Origin of the sequence: Morganella sp. GD04133 (assembly GCF_029835375.1) — a bacterium.
Classification (GTDB): Bacteria; Pseudomonadota; Gammaproteobacteria; order Enterobacterales; family Enterobacteriaceae; genus Morganella; species Morganella morganii_B.
Map to the genome: position 1 here is coordinate 1 of NZ_JAODZS010000003.1, position 20,770 is coordinate 20,770.

At 51.9% G+C, this 20,770-nt stretch carries 16 protein-coding genes and 1 pseudogene; 13 read left to right on the forward strand and 4 right to left on the reverse strand.

The genetic code is table 11. The features are described from left to right. The 3 genes and pseudogenes from N7387_RS01635 to N7387_RS01645 form a co-directional block, all read right to left on the reverse strand. A pseudogene (locus N7387_RS01635) lies at nt 1-2,789 on the reverse strand (hypothetical protein); the annotation flags it as partial. Continuing rightward, the gene (locus N7387_RS01640; protein WP_279796279.1) at nt 2,756-4,549 is read right to left on the reverse strand and encodes a hypothetical protein; all 1,794 of its coding nucleotides are present in this window, start codon (nt 4,547-4,549) and stop codon (nt 2,756-2,758) included. The gene N7387_RS01640 and the pseudogene N7387_RS01635, both read right to left, overlap by 34 nt. Nucleotides 4,550-4,963: 414 nt before the next feature. Next, nucleotides 4,964-5,893 (reverse strand): EamA family transporter, encoded by a 930-nt coding sequence (locus N7387_RS01645; protein ID WP_279796281.1) that lies wholly within the window; start codon nt 5,891-5,893, stop codon nt 4,964-4,966. Between the two features lie 101 nt (nt 5,894-5,994). Between N7387_RS01645 and N7387_RS01650 the strand changes: the two genes are divergently transcribed. The 11 genes from N7387_RS01650 to N7387_RS01700 all read left to right on the forward strand — a co-directional run bounded on the left by N7387_RS01650 (nt 5,995) and on the right by N7387_RS01700 (nt 16,504). Then, entirely contained in the window at nt 5,995-6,771 is a 777-nt protein-coding gene (locus N7387_RS01650; RefSeq protein ID WP_262860033.1) for a helix-turn-helix transcriptional regulator, read from the forward strand. 144 nt (nt 6,772-6,915) lie between these two features. Continuing rightward, nucleotides 6,916-8,046, forward strand: a complete 1,131-nt coding sequence (gene pdxB / locus N7387_RS01655; protein ID WP_279796287.1) for a 4-phosphoerythronate dehydrogenase PdxB — start codon at nt 6,916-6,918, stop codon at nt 8,044-8,046. Nucleotides 8,047-8,118: 72 nt separating this feature from the next. Continuing rightward, nucleotides 8,119-9,129 (forward strand): aspartate-semialdehyde dehydrogenase, encoded by a 1,011-nt coding sequence (locus N7387_RS01660; protein ID WP_279796289.1) that lies wholly within the window; start codon nt 8,119-8,121, stop codon nt 9,127-9,129. After that, on the forward strand, nt 9,129-9,950 hold the full coding sequence (gene truA, locus N7387_RS01665; RefSeq protein WP_262881922.1) for a tRNA pseudouridine(38-40) synthase TruA: 822 nt from the start codon (nt 9,129-9,131) through the stop codon (nt 9,948-9,950). The genes N7387_RS01660 and truA overlap by 1 nt, the downstream gene beginning before the upstream one ends. 45 nt (nt 9,951-9,995) lie before the next feature. Further along, nucleotides 9,996-10,667 (forward strand): DedA family protein, encoded by a 672-nt coding sequence (locus N7387_RS01670; RefSeq protein WP_025154932.1) that lies wholly within the window; start codon nt 9,996-9,998, stop codon nt 10,665-10,667. 101 nt (nt 10,668-10,768) lie between these two features. Next, nucleotides 10,769-11,719 carry an acetyl-CoA carboxylase, carboxyltransferase subunit beta gene (accD, locus tag N7387_RS01675; protein WP_025154933.1) on the forward strand — a complete coding sequence of 317 codons (951 nt, stop codon included), beginning with the start codon at nt 10,769-10,771 and terminating at the stop codon, nt 11,717-11,719. Then, nucleotides 11,712-13,010, forward strand: coding sequence for a bifunctional tetrahydrofolate synthase/dihydrofolate synthase (gene folC, locus N7387_RS01680; RefSeq protein WP_279796298.1), 1,299 nt, complete (start codon nt 11,712-11,714; stop codon nt 13,008-13,010). The genes accD and folC overlap by 8 nt, the downstream gene beginning before the upstream one ends. Then, nucleotides 13,000-13,668 (forward strand): cell division protein DedD, encoded by a 669-nt coding sequence (gene dedD, locus N7387_RS01685; protein WP_274369809.1) that lies wholly within the window; start codon nt 13,000-13,002, stop codon nt 13,666-13,668. The genes folC and dedD overlap by 11 nt, the downstream gene beginning before the upstream one ends. A gap of 179 nt (nt 13,669-13,847) precedes the next feature. Beyond that, the gene (gene cvpA / locus N7387_RS01690; protein WP_025154936.1) at nt 13,848-14,354 is read left to right on the forward strand and encodes a colicin V production protein; all 507 of its coding nucleotides are present in this window, start codon (nt 13,848-13,850) and stop codon (nt 14,352-14,354) included. A 15-nt stretch (nt 14,355-14,369) separates the two neighbouring features. Continuing rightward, nucleotides 14,370-15,887, forward strand: a complete 1,518-nt coding sequence (gene purF, locus N7387_RS01695) for an amidophosphoribosyltransferase (RefSeq protein ID WP_262860026.1) — start codon at nt 14,370-14,372, stop codon at nt 15,885-15,887. A gap of 23 nt (nt 15,888-15,910) precedes the next feature. Next, the gene (locus N7387_RS01700) at nt 15,911-16,504 is read left to right on the forward strand and encodes a UbiX family flavin prenyltransferase (RefSeq protein ID WP_279796307.1); all 594 of its coding nucleotides are present in this window, start codon (nt 15,911-15,913) and stop codon (nt 16,502-16,504) included. A gap of 41 nt (nt 16,505-16,545) precedes the next feature. On the opposite strand, the gene N7387_RS01705 is transcribed toward N7387_RS01700, so the two are convergent. Further along, nucleotides 16,546-17,457, reverse strand: a complete 912-nt coding sequence (locus N7387_RS01705) for a TIGR01777 family oxidoreductase (protein ID WP_274369807.1) — start codon at nt 17,455-17,457, stop codon at nt 16,546-16,548. 257 nt (nt 17,458-17,714) lie between these two features. Between N7387_RS01705 and yfcD the strand changes: the two genes are divergently transcribed. Both yfcD and N7387_RS01715 read left to right on the forward strand, forming a co-directional pair. Continuing rightward, a complete protein-coding gene (gene yfcD, locus N7387_RS01710; protein WP_274369806.1) occupies nt 17,715-18,290 on the forward strand; it encodes an NUDIX hydrolase YfcD in 576 nt (191 codons plus the stop codon). Between the two features lie 371 nt (nt 18,291-18,661). Then, nucleotides 18,662-20,740 (forward strand): M48 family metallopeptidase, encoded by a 2,079-nt coding sequence (locus N7387_RS01715; protein WP_279796310.1) that lies wholly within the window; start codon nt 18,662-18,664, stop codon nt 20,738-20,740. Nucleotides 20,741-20,770: the final 30 nt, after the last annotated feature.

The window sequence follows — 20,770 nt, forward strand, 5'->3', positions numbered from 1 at the left end:
CTTATATCATTGGCGCCAGCAATCCTGCTAAGTAAGACTTGCTGTTCTTGCGCCGTCAAAGGACCTCTGCCAGATCCCTTCATAAGCTCGACTGTTCCATCCGGATGAACAGTAACACCATGAGATCCCGCAATTTCCACAGAAACGCCATTTGTATTGAAAAGATCAAGTATAGGCTGCTCATTGTTGTTATTGTGTTGGCTTATAGTCATATCCAGCGCTGTGTTAGTCTGGCTATTTACGCCTCCAACCCAGATTACTTTTCCACCATTGACTAACTCATCTTTAAGATCTGAAATTAATTCGTCTGCATCAATGCCGTTTTTCAACCCGAACTTCAAGCTACTTCCGGCTAAGTGCATCAAAGTGCGAGTCTCATAGATTTCCCCGTTCCAATCCGATAATACAGCCAGTGCAGAACAATCCGTCAGCCCACTCGTGGACAATACAGAAATAGGATCATTGACAGTTTTTACCTCTGACATTTCCACTTCAATAAAAGTAACTACGTTGTTTATAGCATGGTTTTCTATTGCAGTATTTTCATTCCTTTGCTGTGCTTTGAGTACATCGTCCGGCGGGGCAAAATTATTCAAAACGTTGCGTTGCTCAAGCTTCAAATTATCAAATTCCCCGGATAACGCGCTAATGCCAACCCTCCGCTTATTATCACTCATTTGTTGGTCCGGTGTTCGCTCCGATTTTTTCTTGCTTTCTTGCTTCCTGATTTCCTGGCTCGTTCCTGGTCCGGAGCACAGATTAGGATTATTTCCTCCTCTCTTTACTCTGTTAGACGTTTTTTCAGGCAAACTATGTTTTCCGGGTACGGATGAAAAAAGTTCAAGATTTCCATTTGTGGAACAAAAATATTTAGTACCTCCTGCAACGCCTGTTTCCGGATTTACACGCACGTAAATATCTCTTCCTCTTTGCTTTCCTATAACTTTCACCGGCACTTGCAGCCGTGTTTCCGGTAATATCCCCATAACCTTTGCATCTGCCGGTACACGGGGGAGCCGGTCCAGTACACGCGATGAGACAATCTTCTTAGCCAGCTCTGCCGTTTTTTTATTACCGGACATCCGGACCACCATTTTGTTACCAAACTTCCTGCTTATACCTGCTATCAGCTCAAAACCCGGATCAATTGCCCTGAGTGCGCCTTTCCCGAGCGAAGCCAGCTCAGCGGTTGTTGGCAGGCTGATTTCCCGGAGCAGACTTTTACCGGCTGATTGAATTTCTCCCTTGCCTACGATAACAGCGCCACTGCGAAGTCCCCGCGCCAGCCCCATACCAAACTTTGCGCCCAGGCTGGCTGCCTGCCCGAAAACAGGAATGAGTGCTACGGCATCTATAAGGCATGAAGGAATAGCCTGTACCGGGTCGTTATTTATAGTACCTTCAACACAGTCATAAAAAGGAATGATATGCTTGATCACACTCCATGTTTTCTGGAGGCCAGATTGGTCATTACCTAACTGATAGAGTGTGTCGTATAAGGTGTCACGATGCTTTTTACCGAGAAGATTAACAAGATAATTTATATTATTACTGTTATTATTACTGTTATCTGAAGTTTTATTACCCTCAACAAAAATTGAATACCTGAAACGATCGCCGGCAGATATCACTACTGAGCCATCAACCTCATATTTACCATGAAAATTATGGTTAAGAATACCGCTGTCGATGTATTTACGGATGTCACGATCTACGCGAATCAGCCTGTAACCTTCCCGGCCACCCTGTATTGCCTTTAAGGCGTATATTCTTTCCTGTTCTCCCAAGCGAACGGAAACAAGATCTGTGCAGTCGAGGGAAACGTTTATATCGGTATCATGAGCGTATCCATATGCGAACAGTGGCACGCGATTAGTTCCCATATGCACGCTCGCCGGGTGTATTATCGCACCGGGTGAAGAAATAAAAATCCGCTCTTCTTCGGGCAGACCTCCGATTGCTGAAAGAATAAGATACTTATCAATTTCCCGAAAACTGTCAGCAAAGTCAGAAGTCAGTTTTTTATATTCATCATCCAGACTCCCGGGTGCATTATCGCAGGGTTTTAAAAAACCATTCAGGTAATTTTCCTTTGCAAATTTCTCTGCTTTTTCTCTCCTCTGCTTTGGAGTACGAATAGCATCGGCCCGGCTGAAGAGGCCGGGAAGAAGATCGGGGCACTGTGATATAATATCATCGGCCAGAGCCCCCTTGCTGAGCCATTTCTTTGTTGCTGAAAGATAGTTATCGTATTTCTGTTCTATATCTTTCTTTACGTCACTGGTTTCCTTCCTGTACCGGAGATACCTGTTAATAGCATCAAGATCGTTCACCAGGCCCTGTCTGGTGTTTCCGGATGAAACAGAGGCAGCGAAAAACAGGGCAGGGGCCAGGTGGTAAGCCAGTTTATCTTCTGTGACTCCCTCGTGGACAGCTAAATCCCACATTATCCCGCCCGTCGCCATGGCTTCCCCGGCGGTAAAAGCGTTATCTGAAACTGTTTTCAGAAAACGTGAGCCGGAATAAAGGTTGGCAAAGTCATCACTGCTGAGTTGCATCGTTTTTACTGATTCCTCATTAATATTGAGAAAAGGCATTTCCTCCGTCAGGAATGATTTCCACATTGTTAACAGCATTGTATTCTCAAAAAGAGTCATGCTGTCAGAGTGAATCCGGCTGCCTGCAGGCAATTTATCCACAGGTAAAAGGTGTTGAACGCTACCGATGGTAAAGTAATTCGGATAAGCATCCCTCTTCATCTTTCTTTCAACATATTTATCAGGAGCCATCCAAGAATATTGTCGAATACCCAACGGCGGACTGTAAATTTAGCCTGCTCAGTGGAAAGTGGTTCATTGCCTCTTCCGCCATACAGTCCGCTTGCAGAAAGTATTTTTCCGGCCAAAATCTTCACTTTATTTTCGAGCCCTGCAATGCCATTATTTCCGTAAAAAAGGTAAGCTGATACAGCATAAAGCAGTTTTTCCTTTCTGATTTTTCCCTTTGGTAGCAAAGACTTACTTCGGAACAGCGTTATAACTCTGTGATTTTCCTTTCTCACAGGATTACGGTGCAGTTTCCGCTGACCATGCCTGGCCTTTCTGGTATCTTTACGCATATTGTCATTTTGCTTTTCTTTTATCGGTAAAGCATTTGCTTCAGGGAATCTAAAGGGGTCATGGCGGGATATTAATTTTCCTGTTTCATATAGGGCATTTACAAGCGGACTTAGCATGGTGCTGAAAATATTTCCACCGGTTATTGTATGGACTGTATTTCCGGAAGCTGAAGGAAATAAGTCTCTGCCGGACACGAAGGCAGAGTTGCCGGATGTTGCCAAAAGCGGACTATCGGGGACTTCGCCACTCAGGCTTGTTGCTACTGATGATACCTGCGTTTCCGGTATGTCCGTGTTCTCTGCAAATTTCCTGAGCGATTCCGGATAAACAGTTGCGTCACATTTCGTATTGAAATACGTGTTGGTGATAACCTTTTCGTTTGCCTGCCGGCGGGTTTCAGTTTTGCGGGTGGCACAGTACTGCAGATCTGAGAGCTCACTTTTTTGCCTGAATTTTTCCACTGCCAGGGAATGTATCTGTTCGGGAACAGAGAGACGGTCATTTTCCCCAGGCACAGACGCGGGTCTGTTCTGTACCATAGCCCGGGTGTAAGCCTCAGAGGTAGCGGTTGAATTTGACGAAAATGAGGTAATCCGTGGTTCGGAGGGGAAGCAGGAAACAGCCGCATCGCAGACCTCCCCGGTCATCTCCACACTGGTATCTACTTCAAAAGCCGGAGCTCGCCGGAATGATTCGGTTTTTTCCCGCGTTTCCCTGCCGGACGGGGGAGCACTGCGTGTCATGTTTTCCAGCGCATGCCTGTAATGACTGGCGCGGATGAAAATATTAGCCACAAAGACCGGGACCTTCAGCAGACCACGCTGCGGAGTCCCCTCGTCTTTCATCCGGCGTCCGGCAACAATGGCCGTAACGGCCAGGGCGGTAAACAGGCAGGTGGAAGTGTGATTTTCCTCGCTGCCCAGAAACGTCTGCAAGAACGTTTCATCAGTCCAGCCGGTAACGGTATCCCGGATAAAGGTTGCCAGTCGGGAAACAATATTAATGTTATCAGGAAGGCACCATGATGCCAGTCCGAGAGCATGCAGCACTGCGGAATCGATATTTCGGTGTTCTGTGATAGCGGAATACAGGCTGCCGGCAGCCATAACCAGGCTGCCCGGAGTGCCGGGGAGCATTTTTGACAGGCAGACAGAAAACAGTCTGCTCTCCTCATATTTTCCCAGGGTACGGATGAGCTGTTGAACACCGCGGCGACAGTCTGTAGTAAACGGAACCCGGGAATCTGCGGTTTCTCCGGCAAATACCGGGTCAGCATGATGACTGTCGCAGGCGTCAAACCAGGTTTCGTCCATTTCAACGTGATCGATAGCGTCGAACCAGGCATCCCGATCTTCCGGATTTGAAATATCAGAGGCTCCCGCCGTTCTGCTGCCTGATGAGGAGACTGTAGTTGAGTTGATAAATGGCATGTTTTTTTACGGGTAATGGATGGTTGTCTCCTTTTATACCCAATGGAAGCGTTTCTCTATCAAACAAATACCTTAAAGGGGGTTGAGAACCAATGGAACGAAAACGTACACTAAGAAGATAATCCATTGTTTATATTAAAATTTAATGGTCTCACTTCTCCCTTTAAAATATCCTCCGGAAGCGTAAACGTATAATGCCCCGGCACATATGTTGAATATAATATTGTTTTGTCACTTTGTGACGGATATGAAAAATTGCAAAGATGCTAAAAAATAGCAAATTACAAATAACGTATTGATAAAGCTATTAAAAAAGGGATAACAACAAAAGAAAATTATATGATCCATCAATGAATTAATGCTTTTCATTTTTGTTGGTTATCCCTGAATACCGGGCTCTGATTTTGTTTTTATCTATTCCCCGGCCTTACACCGCTGTGGCTGCGGTTTCCTGTTTTTGCGGCGGATAATCTGCGTCAGCGGTGTGCGCAGACGCTGCGCCATAATGACCCCGATCAGTACCACGCCGCCGCCGATAATATGGTAGCTGTGCAGTTCTTCTTTCAGGAAGACCGCGGCGATAATGGCAGTCAGTACCGGCGCCAGGTTCATAAAGATGGAGGCGGCGTTTGCACCCAAACGGGTGACGCCCAGGATCCACAGCAGCGGCGCAAAAATAGAGGCCGCAATTCCCGCATACAATACCAGCCCGATATTATCGCGGTTCAGTGTCACATCCCCGGCACTGAGGAATACCGGGATCAGCAGCAGCACGCCAAACACAATCTGCATATACAGCGAGTGAATGCTGGACAGCGGGATCGCCCAGCGTTTGGTCAGCACGCCGTAGAAAGCATAAGCCAGACCGGCGATAAACATCAGCATTTCACCCTGTCCCAGTCCCTGATGCAGTAAATCTGCCGGATGTCCCTTGCTGATAAGCCAGGTCAGGCCGCTCAGGGAGAGGATCGTTCCCAGCACAATACCGATGGTCGGCGCGATCCGCAGTACCGGAATACTTAACACCACGGTCAGCAGCGGGATCAGCGAGGTGATGATTCCCATAAAGGTGGCGCTGACAGTATACGCCGCGTAATACGCCAGGCTCTGATACAGCCCCATGCCGAGAAAACCGAGGATAAACAGTTTCCATGCGTGTTGTTTGATCACCGCGCGCTGCTGCCAGACGGGTATGATCAGGAACGGTGTCATCACGGCGAGCGCCAGTGCCCAGCGGTAAAAGGAAATCGCGCCGGGGGCGATGGCGCCGGCAGCCAGTTTATTCACCACGGCATTTACAGACCAGATTAATACAGCCCCGAGGGGCAAAAGCAGGTTTTTCATTCTTAAACTCATTTTCATTATCAGGCAGGTGATGTAGTGTAATATGTCTTAATTATTCTATATAACGATATCCCGCCAATTTATAGAGAGGATCTGACAAGATGGCCCGCAAGTCAGATATTTCATCACTGGGCGTGAAAGACCCGGTGACATTAATCTGCCGTCATGAACAGTTTTATTCGGAAACAGAATTTGCCCTTCATCATCATCCCTTTGGTCAGCTGTTGTATGTTGCCAGCGGTGTGATGGAGATGACCGTTGAGGGACAGCGCTATCTGGCCCCGGCCGGGTTTTGTATCTGGATCCCGCCGGGGACGGAACATGCCAGTTATAACAAAGCCTGCGCCTCTTTCAAAATTATTGATATTTCGCCGCAGTGGGCACCGCAGTTACCGCAGATGGCCTGTGTGATAGAACTGACGCCGGTGTTCAGTGCCGTGATGCAGGATTTGTTCGGGCGCAAAGTCCGGGAGCCGGAAACAGAGGCGGACAGACGGCTGGCGCTGGTGCTGACTGACCAGCTGCTGTTGTCACGTTGTCAGCCGACCTATCTGCCGGTCACGGACGATAAACTGCTGGCACCGGTGCTCAGTGCGCTGGAGAATGATCCGTCCGATAATACGTCACTGGCGGAGTGGGCGGCAAGGCGCTTTACCTCGGAGCGGACATTATCCCGCCGTTGTCAGCAGAAACTGGGGATGTCCTTCAGTGAATGGCGTCAGCGCCTGCGTTTTTTGCGGGCGGTGGCATTATTACAGGAGGGCCGCAGTGTGCAGAATGTCGCGCTGGACGTGGGGTACAGTTCATCATCCGCCTTCATTGCCATGTTTTCCCAGCTGGCGGGTGTCACGCCGGAACGTTTCCGTCATCAGCCTTAATTGCTCTCTTTAGCAACAATCGGTGTTCCGGGCGTAGGTTTTATCCCGCAGAAGTGGCAAAATAGCGGCCATCCGTTTCAATTCCGGTTGTGCCGCCGCACCGACAGGTCTCCGCCGGCCGCCGACAGTATGAAGGTGAAGCCCGTGAAAATCGTTGTAGATGAGAATATGCCTTACGCCGAAACCCTGTTTTCCCGTCTCGGGGACGTGGTGGCGGTGCCGGGACGTCCGTTGCCGGACGGGGTGCTGGATGCTGCTGATGCACTGATGGTGCGTTCTGTCACGAAAGTGAATGCACAGCTGCTGGAAAATACCCCGGTGAAATTCACTGGTACGGCAACCGCCGGTTTTGACCATGTGGATAAAGCCTGGCTGGCAGAGCAGGGAATTGGTTTCTCCTCAGCGCCGGGTTGTAACGCGATTGCGGTGGTGGAATATGTCTTTTCCGCCCTGATGCTGCTGGCGGAACGTGACAGTTTTCAGCTGACGGATAAAACCGTCGGGATTATCGGGGCCGGGAATGTCGGCGGGCGTCTGGCGAAGCGGCTGGAGGCACTGGGTATTAATATTCTCATCTGCGACCCGCCGCGCGCGGATAACGGTGATGCCGGGGCATTTTATGATATCGATACCCTGGTGGCACAGGCAGATATCCTGACATTCCATACCCCGCTGAATAAGTCCGGGCCGTACACCACACTGCATCTGATGGATGAAACCCGTCTCAATGCCATGAAAGATAACGGCATTCTGATCAACGCCAGCCGTGGCGCAGTGGTGGATAATCAGGCTCTGCTGTCGGTACTGGCCGGCGGCAAGCCGCTGAGTGTGGTGCTGGATGTGTGGGAGCCGGAGCCGGATCTGTCAACTGAACTGCTTTCACTGGCGGATATCGGTACGCCGCATATTGCCGGTTATACTCTGGAAGGCAAGGCGCGCGGCACTACGCAGGTCTTTGAAGCCTTTGCGGAATTTACCGGACAACCGCAGCAGGTTGCGCTGGCGGAACTGTTACCGGCACCGGAATTCGGCGGTATCACACTGTCAGGTAAAGTAACGCAAAGTATTCTCAAACGTTTAATGCATCTGGTTTATGATGTCCGCCGTGATGATGCGGCATTACGCGCGGTGGCTGGTGTGCCGGGTGAGTTTGATAAACTGCGCAAGTTTTACCCTGATCGCCGCGAGTGGTCATCACTGACTGTTATTTGTGATGATGCGCAGAGTGCGGCGCTGTTGTCTGACCTGGGTTTCACGGCAGAATACCGCGCATAAAATCATTTTTTCATCATTCTTTTTCTGGCTGTACCGCGCTGACGCGGTGTAGTCTTTGTTCCGGAGATAACTATGTCAGAAGGCTGGAATATTGCCGTATTGGGTGCGACCGGTGCTGTCGGCAGCGCCGTGGTGTCATTACTGGAAGAGCGTGAATTTCCGGTGGGAGAGTTGTATTTACTGGCCGGAGAGCGCAGCGCGGGAGAATCGGTTCGCATGAACGGCAAAAGCTATCTGGTTACCGAAGCCCGTGATTTCGACTGGTCACAGGTACAGCTGGCCTTTTTCATGGCCGGTGCGGACGCCACCGCCGCGTATTATGAAGCGGCGACTGACAGCGGCTGTATTGTCATTGACAGCAGCGGCCTGTTTGCACTGGAGCCGGATGTGCCGTTGGTGGTGCCGTCGGTGAACCCGCAGGCACTGAGCGAGTACCGCAACCGTAATCTGATTGCGCTGGCAGACAGCACCGTCAGTCAGTTACTGACGGCTATCCGCCCGCTGACGGAAAACGCCGGGTTATCGCGTATCAATCTGACCAACCTGTTCTCTGTTTCCCGTTTCGGGAAAAGTGCGGTGGAAGAGCTGGCCGGTGAGTGCGGAAAACTTCTCAACGGTATTCCGCCGGAAGCCGGACGCTTCAGCAAACAACTGGCATTTAACCTGCTGCCGCTGCTGGCTGATGAACAGGGCAGTGTGTCAGAAGAGCGCCGTATCGCGGAAGAAACCCGCAAAGTTCTGCAGGATGCCGGTCTGCCGATCAGCGTGAGTTGTGTGCAGTCCCCGGTGTTCTACGGCAACGCGCAGATCGTGCAACTGGAAACGCTGCGCCCGCTTGGTAGTGAGGAAGCCCGTGATGAACTGGAACGGGCAGAGGATATTGAGCTCTCTGACGAGCAGGAGTTCCCGACTCAGGTCACGGATGCTTCCGGCAATCATCTGCTGAATATTGGTTGTCTGCGCAATGATTACGGTATCCCGGAAATTCTGCATTTCTGGTCAGTGGCGGATAACGTGCAGTTCGGCGGCGCACTGATGGCTGTCGAAATTGCCGAACGTCTGACGCAGGAGCAGTTTTACTGATGTCAGCGGTGATTTTACCGGCGGAAGAGGGTAAAACCACGGTCGCGCTGGGCATTGAGTATGACGGCAGCCGCTATTACGGCTGGCAGCGTCAGTCAGACGTCGCGAGTGTACAGGGTTGTCTGGAAAAAGCCCTGTCAAAAGTGGCTGCAGAGCCGGTCTCGGTCTTCTGCGCCGGGCGAACCGATGCGGGGGTGCATGCTACCGGCCAGGTGGTGCATTTTCATACGGCAGCTGTCCGTAAAGATGCCGCCTGGACGATGGGTGTGAATACTCACCTGCCGCCGGATATCGCGGTGCGCTGGGTCAAAACCGTGCCGGAAAATTTCCACGCACGGTTCAGCGCCACAGCGCGGCGTTACCGCTATGTGATTTTCAATCACCGCTTTCGTCCGGCTATCCTCAGTAAAGGTGTGACTCACTTTCATTATCCGCTGGATGAAAAGCGAATGCATGAAGCGGCACAGAGCCTGCTGGGGGAGAATGATTTTTCCTCTTTCCGTGCGGCGCAGTGTCAGTCCAGAAGCCCGTGGCGTAATGTAATGCATGTGAACGTCACCCGTCAGGGGCAGTATGTGATTGTGGACATCAAAGCCAATGCTTTTGTGCATCATATGGTGCGCAATATCACCGGCGCTTTGCTGGAAGTCGGCTGCGGTAATTTACCGGTCAGCCGGATGGCAGAACTGCTGGCACTGAAAGACCGGACACAGGCACCGGCGACAGCACCGGCGGAAGGCTTGTATCTGGTTTCAGTGGATTACCCGGAAGAATTTGCCCTGCCGTCACCGGCAATGGGGCCGCTTTTCCTGGCAGATTAATTTATTAGCCGGATAAGCAGAAGCCTGCATCCGGCGGGGTGAAATATGGAATATATTAAATTTCTGATTGATTTTATTCTGCACATTGATTTGCATATGCAGGAGATGGTCGCGGCATACGGTATCTGGGTTTATGCGATTTTATTCCTGATCCTGTTTTGTGAGACCGGGCTTGTGGTCACGCCGTTCCTGCCGGGCGATTCGTTGTTGTTTGTGGCAGGGGCACTGGCGGCACTGCCGACTAACGACCTGAATATTCATATCATGGTACTGCTGATGATTACAGCGGCAATTATCGGTGATGCGGTTAACTACACTATCGGGCACTTTTTCGGGGAGCGGCTTTTCCGCAATCCGGATTCAAAAATCTTCCGTCAGAGCTATCTGCGCAAGACCCATGCGTTCTTTGAAACCCATGGCGGTAAAGCGATTATTCTGGCGCGATTTGTTCCGATCGTGCGGACATTTGCCCCGTTTGTTGCCGGTATGAGTAAAATGTCCTACCGCCACTTTGCGATGTTTAACGTTATCGGTGCGATTGTATGGGTGGTATTATTTGCCTATGCAGGGTATATCTTCGGGGAAACGAAGATTGTACAGGAAAACTTGAAATTACTTATCGTGGCGATTATTTTCATCTCCATATTACCCGGTATTATCGAGGTATGGCGTCACCGCCGTGCGGCGAAAAAAGCACAGAAACGTGATGACGCCTGAGTGGTTTGAGTAGTTTTTTGTCCACAGTGCATAAGCAATGTGGTTTAATGGCAGATAATAATTACACTGGCTGAGCCAGATTTCAGACGGAAAGGTCATTAATGAGCTGGATTGAAAAAATTCTGAATAAGACCCCAATGAACCAGACACGCAAGGCGAGCATTCCTGAAGGTGTCTGGACGAAGTGCGACAGTTGTGGTCAGGTACTGTACCGCCAGGAGGTGGAACGTAATCTTGAGGTGTGTCCGAAATGTGATCATCACATGCGGATCCCTGCACGTGCGCGCCTGCTGACGTTTCTGGATGAAGGCAGCACCACGGAACTGGGCACTGATCTGGAACCTAAAGACGTCCTGAAATTCCGTGATTCCAAAAAATACAAAGACAGACTGGTGTCCGCCCAGAAAACCACCGGGGAAAAAGAAGCCCTGATTGCGATGAAAGGCACTCTGAAAACCATGCCGGTTGTCGCGGCGGCGTTTGAATTTGCCTTTATCGGCGGTTCAATGTCTTCTGTGGTCGGCGCACGGTTTGTCCGCGCGGTTGAACAGGCACTGGAAGATAACTGCCCGCTGGTCTGCTTCTCCGCAAGCGGCGGTGCCCGTATGCAGGAAGCGCTGATGTCGCTGATGCAGATGGCCAAAACCAGTGCGGCGCTGGCCAAAATGCAGGAGCGCGGTCTGCCGTATATCTCTGTGCTGACTGACCCGACCATGGGCGGTGTCTCCGCGAGTCTGGCTATGCTGGGTGATATCAATATCGCCGAGCCGAAAGCCCTGATCGGCTTTGCCGGTCCGCGTGTTATCGAGCAGACTGTCCGTGAGAAGTTACCGCCGGGATTCCAGCGCAGTGAGTTTCTGATTGAAAAAGGGGCGATCGATATGATTGTCCGCCGCCCGGAAATGCGTGATACCGTTGCGGAAATTCTGTCAAAACTGACGAACTATCAGTTCCCGCAGGAAGATGAAACCATTGAAATCCTGACTGCGGATGAACCTGATACCGACTTATCTTCCGAAACAGAGACTGATGTCAAAAAACACGATGTCTGATAAGCGAGAAAGACCGACAGCCGCGTCATCGATGATGACGTGGCTTTCTTATCTGGGTGATCTGCATACGCAGGTTATTGATATGGGACTGGAGCGTGTCGGTGCGGTGGCGGATATCATGAATCTGCGCTATCCCGCCCCGAAAGTCATTACCGTTTCCGGGACCAACGGCAAAGGCACCACCTGTCACACACTCGAATCCATCCTGCTGGCTGCGGGGCTGCGGGTGGGGGTGTACAGTTCCCCGCATCTGGTGAATTACACCGAACGGGTGCGGATTCAGGGACAAAACCCATCGGAAGCCGATTTTTGCCGTGTCTTTGCGGATATTGACGCGCAGCGCGGCGATATCACGCTGACCTATTTTGAAGCGGGCACACTGGCGGCACTGCAGCTGTTCCGCGAAGCCAGCCTTGATGTGGTGATTCTGGAAGTCGGCCTCGGCGGGCGTCTGGATGCCACCAATATCGTCGATTCTCATATCACCGCGATTACCAGTATCGCGCTGGATCACACCGACTGGCTCGGGGCTGACCGCGAGCATATCGCCCGCGAGAAAGCCGGGATCTTCCGCCCGCACTGTGTGGCGGTGATCGGTGAACCGGATGCCCCTTATACCATCGCGGATGTGGCAAACAAGCTGGAAACCCCGTTGTTCTGCCGCGCCGATGACTGGTCTTATAAAGAGCAGGGCGACCACTGGACGTGGCAGTGTGAGGATGAAACGCTCGATAATCTGCCGCTGCCGAATGTGCCGCTGGCAAATGCCGCGACCGCTCTTGCGGTGATCCACAATCTGCGTCAGGTGAAAGACAAAACCGGCCGCGCCATCACCCGTGAGGCGATTGATACCGGGCTGCGTCAGGCACAACTGCCGGGCCGTTTCCAGATTGTCTCGCAACAACCGCTGACCGTGCTGGATGTGGCGCATAACCCGCATGCCGCCGGTTATCTGGTCTCGAAACTGGCACAACTGCCGCGCACTGCGCACAGCCGTGTCCGGGCGGTGATCGGTATGCTGGGTGACAAAGATATCAAAGGCACTCTGGCGGTGCTGGATGAGCAGGTGACGGACTGGTATGTCGCGCCGCTGACGGAACTGCGCGGCGCTCCGGCAGAACAGCTGGCGGAGCACCTGACTGACCCGCAACAGTTTACGGATGTGGAAAGTGCCTGGGAACAGGCGTGCCGTGATGCGTCACCGGAGGATATCGTGGTGGTGTGCGGGTCATTCCACACCGTGGCGCATGTTATGGACGTTTTAGCGAAGGAAGGTGCGGGTGGCCAGTAAATTTCAGAATCGCTTAGTCGGAACCATTATCCTGGTGGCGGTGGGGGTGATTGTCCTGCCGGTGCTTTTGGACGGCGATAAGAAATATAACGAAGACCAGTTCGCAGCCATCCCGCTCATCCCGAAAGAAGGGGAGCAGGATGAGATTGATGCGGTGAATCCGATCAATCAGACCATGCCGACGATGCCGTCAGAAGGGGCATCCAGTGCCATGATTAGCGAAGCGGCACAAACCGGAACGGAAGACGCACCGGAAGAAGCGTCTGCGGGCGGCAGCACAACCTCTAATGTGCCGCCGGGTGCGGATCCGCTGCCACCGGTGGTGGTGCCGGATAAACAACCGCCGCCGAAACCGGAACCTAAGCCGGAGCCTAAGCCGGAACCAAAACCTGAGCCGAAACCGGAACCCAAACCGGAAAAAGCGCCTCAGGGACAGGCTTATGTTGTGCAGCTGGGGGCGTTATCCAATGCCCGTAAGGTGGAGGAAATTGTTGCCACCCTGCGGTTATCCGGTTATCAGGTGTATACCGTGCCGCGCGGCAAACTGACGCTGATTATGGTCGGGCCGTCAGCCTCTCAGGCAGAGCTGAAATCCTCGCTGGGGGAACTGAGACAGCTTACCGGGCTGGATGGCCGGGTGCAGTCTTATAAACCGTAGCGAATTTAAGGAATTAGCAATATCTGTTAATAAAATCAGTTAACTCTTTGCGGCGATTATAAATTTTTATTTCGCCGCAATTTATTTTCAGACAGAGCAAAAATCCGTTACGCAAACGTTTTCGTTTTCTGTTAGAATGCGCCCGTCACTGATGCCGGGGCATCAATTTGGATAGTGATATGGTTTGGATTGATTACGCAATTATTGCAATTATTGCTTTCTCGGCATTAGTCAGCCTGGTTCGTGGTTTCGTTCGCGAAGCCTTATCGTTAGTGACCTGGGTCTGCGCGTTTTATGTGGCCAGCGAGTTTTTCCCGCTGCTGGCGGATTATTTTACGCGCTTTGATGACCCGCTGGTCCGCAACGGGATCGCCATTGCGATTTTATTTGTTGCGACACTGATTGTCGGCTCGGTGATTAACCATGTTATCGGTTCACTGGTTCAGCGGACAGGCTTATCAGGCACAGATCGTGTTCTCGGGGTTTGTTTTGGTGCTCTGCGCGGGGTGCTGATCGTGGCGGCAATATTGTTCTTCCTCGACAGCTTCACGCAGATGAATCAGAGCAGCGACTGGCAGCAGTCACAACTCATCCCCCAATTCAGTCATGTTATCAGGTGGTTCTTTGACTACCTCCAGAATGCGTCAAGTTTCCTGCCGGAGAATTTTCCTTCTCCGCCCGGCTGATGAGGAAAAAACTACATGTGTGGTATTGTTGGTATCGTTGGTTTTACGCAAGTCAATCAATCAATCTATGATGCGCTCACGGTGTTACAGCACCGGGGTCAGGATGCAGCCGGTATCGCAACCATTGACAGTAATAATGGTTTCCGGCTCCGTAAAGCCAACGGACTGGTGAAAGATGTTTTCGAAACCCGCCATATGCTGCGTTTGCAGGGCACACTCGGGATTGGCCATGTCCGCTACCCGACCGCAGGCAGCTCCAGTGCATCGGAAGCACAGCCGTTTTATGTCAATTCACCGTTCGGTATCACCCTTGCGCATAACGGCAATCTGACCAATGCGCACACGCTGAAACATCAGCTGTTTGAAACAGCACGGCGTCATGTCAATACCACCTCTGATTCTGAAATCCTGCTCAACGTGCTGGCGTATGAGCTGGATCGCTTTGATGCGCACCCGCTGGAGCCGGACAATATTTTTGCTGCGGTCAGCGCGATGCACACCAAAATCCGCGGCGCGTATGCCTGCGTGGCGCTGATTATCGGTCACGGCCTGCTGGCGTTCCGTGATCCGAACGGTATCCGTCCGCTGGTGCTCGGCAAGCGTGCCCTGGATGATGGCCGCGAAGAGTATATGGTGGCGTCTGAAAGTGTCGCACTGGATACCCTCGGTTTTGACTATCTGCGTGATGTGGCGCCGGGTGAAGCGGTGTATATCACGGAAACCGGGCAGCTCTACACCCGTCAGTGTGCGGCAAATCCGTCACTGACACCGTGCCTGTTTGAGTTTGTCTATTTCGCCCGTCCGGATTCCGTTATCGATAAAGTCTCTGTTTATAACGCCCGGCTGCGCATGGGGCAGAAACTCGGCGCGAAAATTGCCCGCGAGTGGGAAGATCTGGATATTGATGTGGTGATCCCGATTCCGGAAACCTCGATGGACAGCGCACTGGAAATCGCCCATATGCTGAATAAGCCATACCGCCAGGGGTTTGTGAAAAACCGCTATGTGGGACGTACCTTTATCATGCCGGGCCAGCAGGAGCGCAAAAAATCCGTCCGCCGTAAACTTAATGCCAACCGTACTGAGTTCCGGGGCAAAAACGTGCTGCTGGTGGATGACTCCATTGTGCGCGGCACCACCTCGGAGCAGATTGTGGAGCTGGCACGGGAAGCCGGGGCGAAGAAAGTCTATTTTGCCTCTGCGGCACCGGAAGTGCGTTTTCCGAACGTCTACGGCATCGATATGCCGAATGCTAACGAGTTAATTGCTCACGGTCGCGAAGCGGATGAAATCTGCCGTCTGATTGGCGCGGATGCCCTGATTTTCCAGGATCTGAGTGACCTTATCGATGCGGTGCGTGAAGAGAACCCGGATATCCGTGGTCTTGAGGCATCGGTGTTTGATGGTATCTATGTCACCAAAGATATCGACCAGGATTATCTCGATTATGTGGAAAACCTGAGAAAGGATGATGAATTAAAGTTGCGGGATCATAACGAAATTGAGAACCTTGAGATATATAATGAGGGTTAATCTCTTTTTTGTCAGGTGATGTTATGAAAAAACTGATTGTGGGACTGACCGGCGCAAGTGGTGCTGTCTATGGTGTGCGGTTGCTGGAGGTCCTGCAAACGGTGCCGGAAGTGGAAACCCATCTGATTGTCAGTCAGGCGGCCCGGCAGACACTGGCGCTGGAAACGGCATACAGCCTGCGGGACGTGCAGGCACTGGCGGATGTGGTACATGATGAGCGTGATATCGCCGCCTGTATCTCTTCCGGCTCTGTCAGAACCCTGGGGATGGTTATCCTGCCGTGTTCGGTGAAAACCCTGTCGGGGATTGTTCACAGCTACACGGACACCCTGGTGACCCGCGCGGCGGATGTGGTGCTGAAGGAAGGGCGCAAACTGGTGTTGGGTGTTCGCGAAACACCGCTGCATCTGGGACATCTGCGGCTGATGACACAAGCGGCGGAAATCGGCGCGGTCATTATGCCGCCGATGCCCGCGTTTTATCACCAGCCGGAAACCGTGCAGGATATTATTGACCAGACGGTTAACCGTGTACTTGATCAGTTTGATATTGCATTACCGGAAGATTTATTTACCCGCTGGCGCGGGGCGAAAAATTCCCGTTCCGGGCAGCCGTAATCCGCAATCACCCGGTCGTTTGTTTCCGGCCGGGTGCTGCCTTAATACTCCGCGGGACTATCCAGCAGATCCCGCAGTGCTTCTTCCAGATTGATAAACCGGCAGCCGAACCCGGCTTCCTCCAGCCGTTTCGGCAGGGCATTCTGACCACCCAGCACCAGCACTGCCGCTTCTCCCATCAGTGTCTTTACCACAAACGCCGGTACACGCAGCAGATGCGGACGGTGCAGGATCTGCGCCAGTACCGCCGCAAACTGCTCATTATGGGACGGATAAGGCGCGGTCATATTGAACGGGCCGTTCTGCGCGGGGTCATCGAGCAGAAACAGAATGGCGCTGACCATATCATTGATGTGGATCCACGGCATATACTGACGACCGTTACCAACAGGGCCACCGAGACCGGCGCGGTAAGCCGGCAGCAATTTTGCCAGTACCCCGCCTTCCGGGGAGAGTACAATCCCGGTGCGCAGCAGACAGACGCGGGTTTTCTCACTCTGTGCCTTCATCGCCAGAGACTCCCAGCGGTCGCACAGAGTATGGGTAAATTCCGGGTGCGGCTCGTCATCCTCCGTCACCACGGTTTGCCCCTGATCACCATACCAGCCCACGGCAGAGCCGGAGAGAAATACCGCCGGTGGCGTTTCACTGGCATTGATAAGCTCACTGAGCCGTTCGGTTATCTGCCAGCGGCTCTCACACAGCAGCTTTTTCTGCTCTTCACTCCAGCGTTTATCCGCGATAGGCTCACCGGCGAGGTTAATCACCGCATCGATGTCGTTCAGATGTGTTATATCATTGAGTGAATTAAGGTTTTCTGCGGCTGAGCAAAAACGGGAATAGACTTTCTGCGGTGAGCGGCTCAGAACCACCACCTGATATTTCCGGGCAATCAGTGCCTGCACCAGCGGGGTGCCGATAAGCCCGGTGCCGCCTGTGATCAGAATACGCATAGATGCTCCTTCTGCCGGTAGGTTTCTCTGACTATAGCAGTTTTTGCTGCCGGTGGATGTGATCAGCAAGAAAGAAAAACAATCATAGAACCGCTATCAATTCTTGATATACTGATTCAAAGACCATAATGACCACTATCATTATTAGTTTGGTATATAAAGCGGTATAAAGCAGGGGCCCGCGGATTAACTGCGTGTGCCCCTGAAAAAAACAGAAACAGTATCCGTAATACTGATAAAAAAGAAAAGGTTAGAGGATGGAACAAGATAGCGCTATCGAGTGGGTGGACGTGGTCGATGAGAATAATGATGTTATCGGCCAGGCGACCCGCGAGCAGATGCGGGCGGAAAACCTGCGTCACCGGGCAACCTACATCGTTGTGCATGACGGCATGGGAAAAATTCTTGTCCAGCGCAGAACTGAGCATAAAGACTTCTGTCCGGGCCTGCTGGATGCCACCGCCGGTGGTGTGGTGCAGCAGGGCGAACTGATGCTGGATTCTGCGCGGCGCGAAGCAGAGGAAGAACTCGGGATCGCCGGTGTGCCGTTTGCCGAGCATGGCCTGTTTTATTATGAAGAACCTATCTGCCGTGTCTGGGGCGGGTTATTCAGTTGTGTGACACACGGTCCGTTTGCGCTTCAGGAAAGCGAAGTATCGGAAGCCACCTGGCTGACCCCGGCTGAAATCACCGCCCGCTGTGATGAATTTACGGCAGATTCACTGAAGGCCCTTTCACTCTGGCTGACGCGGAATAATCAGAATTATACGCCGGCAGAGCGACAGAAGCCGGTTACAGCGACTGAAGCTGAAATAAGCAGCGACAGCGAATAAAAACCGGATAAGCCTGCAAATATGCGGGCTTTTTTATATTTAAAAACCGGTAAGATAAAACGCAGACAGTAAATATTCCGGCAGAAGGAATATCATTGGATATAAGCCGGTATTATTTCCGTTATTCCGGTTTTGGTATTGACTTTTTTCCTGCAGACTCTTCGTTTATCTGGTATTGTTTCTGCCGTTTTTCCGGAAACGGCCCGTTTATACAGTAAAAATTAAAAAAGACCAATACATTGAAATAGGGTCATTTTATCTATTTACACGAATGGGTTGTTAACGGAGGCTGTAATATAGGGCCGCAGGATAATAAGAATTATCCTGAAATGAACGGAAGATAATAAAATAAAACCTGAACGAGAATAATAATGAGAAATAAATTAGCAGGATGGCTGTTATTATTACCGCTGATTCTCACCACCTGGGGTGCTATTCAGTATTGGCGGGTCAGTGATGCATATCAGTCTTACCAATCTGTCATGGCAGAGAAAGCGGATCTTCAGCATCTGATCGCCAAAAACCCGGATACTCAGATTATCTATGATGACGGGCAAACGGTATCTGCCGGTCAGCAGCTGGGAATGATCAACCGTGAGCTGAATAAATACAGCAGCGAAATTACGATGATTCTGGCCAGGGTGGGTATCAGTCAGGGGACTGTCGCCACCGGGATTTTATCATTGCTGTCCGGTGCCGGGGCGATTTACCTCTGTATCAGCAGCGGCCGTGCTGCCCGGCGCTCCCGCGACACACTGCTGAAGGTCTTTGCCCGCTGCCGCAAAATGCTGCCGTTTATCCTGACCGGGCAGATGACGCTGGTCGGCCTGAGCATCATTTGTGTGATGGCCTATGAAGCGTTGTGGTTCGCCGGTAATTTCGCCATGAGCGGCGGCGGTGCAAAAATCATGGTTTTTATCCTGATCAGTATTGTGCTGATTATCTGGTACATCATCAAAGGGCTGTTTAAGCTGCGTAAGAGTTTTACAATGTTCCGCAGCGAACCGTCTGATGTGGCAGGGCATGCTGTCAGCCGTGAGGAAGCACCGGGGTTGTGGCAGTGGGTGGATGAGATTGCCGCGAAAGTCGGCACAACGCCGCCGGACCATATTATTGCCGGTATGATGGAATGCTTCTATGTGACATCTCACCGCATAATGCTGAATGAAAATCAGCTGATTGAAGGGAAAACCCTGTACTTCCCGCTGCTCTATTCCGCACTGCTCAACCGTGAGGAAGCCAGTGCGGTTATCGGGCATGAACTGGGGCACTTCACCGGCGAAGATACCACCTACAGCCTGAACTTTGCGCCGATCTATGCCGGTATGAGCCACAGTATTTCGCTGGTGGCGAATGAGGTGGAAGATTACTACAGTAAAGTGATCATGAGCCCGTCGGTGTATCTCGGGATCTTTTTCCTTGAGCAGTTTGATTTCGCGGTCAGTCACTGGAGCCGTATCCGTGAACTGGAAGCGGACAACGCCGGGGCATCGGTCAGTTCAGCGGCGGCGGTGGCGTCATCACTGCTGCGAATCTCCGCTGTCAGTGAGGTGATTTCGGAAACGCTGGGTGAGTTGTATGAAGGCATGCTGAAAACGGATGATTTATTACCGGTGGTGATGGCGCGCCTGCGCGAGCGTGGTGTACCGGAAGCCGGTCAGTTTCTGAATGAGGCAACCAGCCACCCGAGCGACAGTCACCCGCAGACCCGGGCCCGTATTGAAGCGTTGTCTCAGGATATCAGTGATGAGTTGCTGGCAGCTGCTTCCCGTGAGGTACAGTCGGATGATTACGCCAATATTGCGGATCTGTTTACGGATGCCAAAGCACTCTCGATGATGCTGACAGCGTCACTCTCCGGCATTGTTACCGAGTGCATCACACAGCGGACAGAAGCACTGGAAACCCTGCTGCATGAATCTGTGGTGGCAGATGAGGTGGTTATCAGTGAGGGGCGGAGAACATTCCGCGTGATGTTCACCCTGGGTCTGGTGGTCGTGGCCGGGATGGGGATTGCCGCCGTGAAACTCGGTGCGGAAAACCTGATAAGCTCCGGTGCGGTTCACGGCTTGTGGCTGCTGTTGTTGTTCTGGGGGGCGGCGTTTATGTACCGTGACAGAGGAAAAGCACCGCTGTTTGCTTTTCGTCACGGGCAGCTGGTCAGTGATAAGCTGGTACAGGCGTATCCGCTGCACTACATTGTTGATTATGACATCACGGATGTCTCCGGTATGGCGACGCTCACACTGCATGTGGCTGACGGGGCACCTGCACCGGACATGGCAGTAAAAAAACGTTTCTTTAAATACGATGCCAAAAAGCAGAAGCTGATGATTATGATAGCGGGTGTCCGCATCTGGCAGGGAAAATCGTTATCGCCGCAGGATTTATCGGAGCTGGTGCATGGGCAGTTGCAGATGGCACATGTGAAGCACGAGTTGCGGCAGTAATTTTCTGCTGAAATACAGGGAACCGCCGTA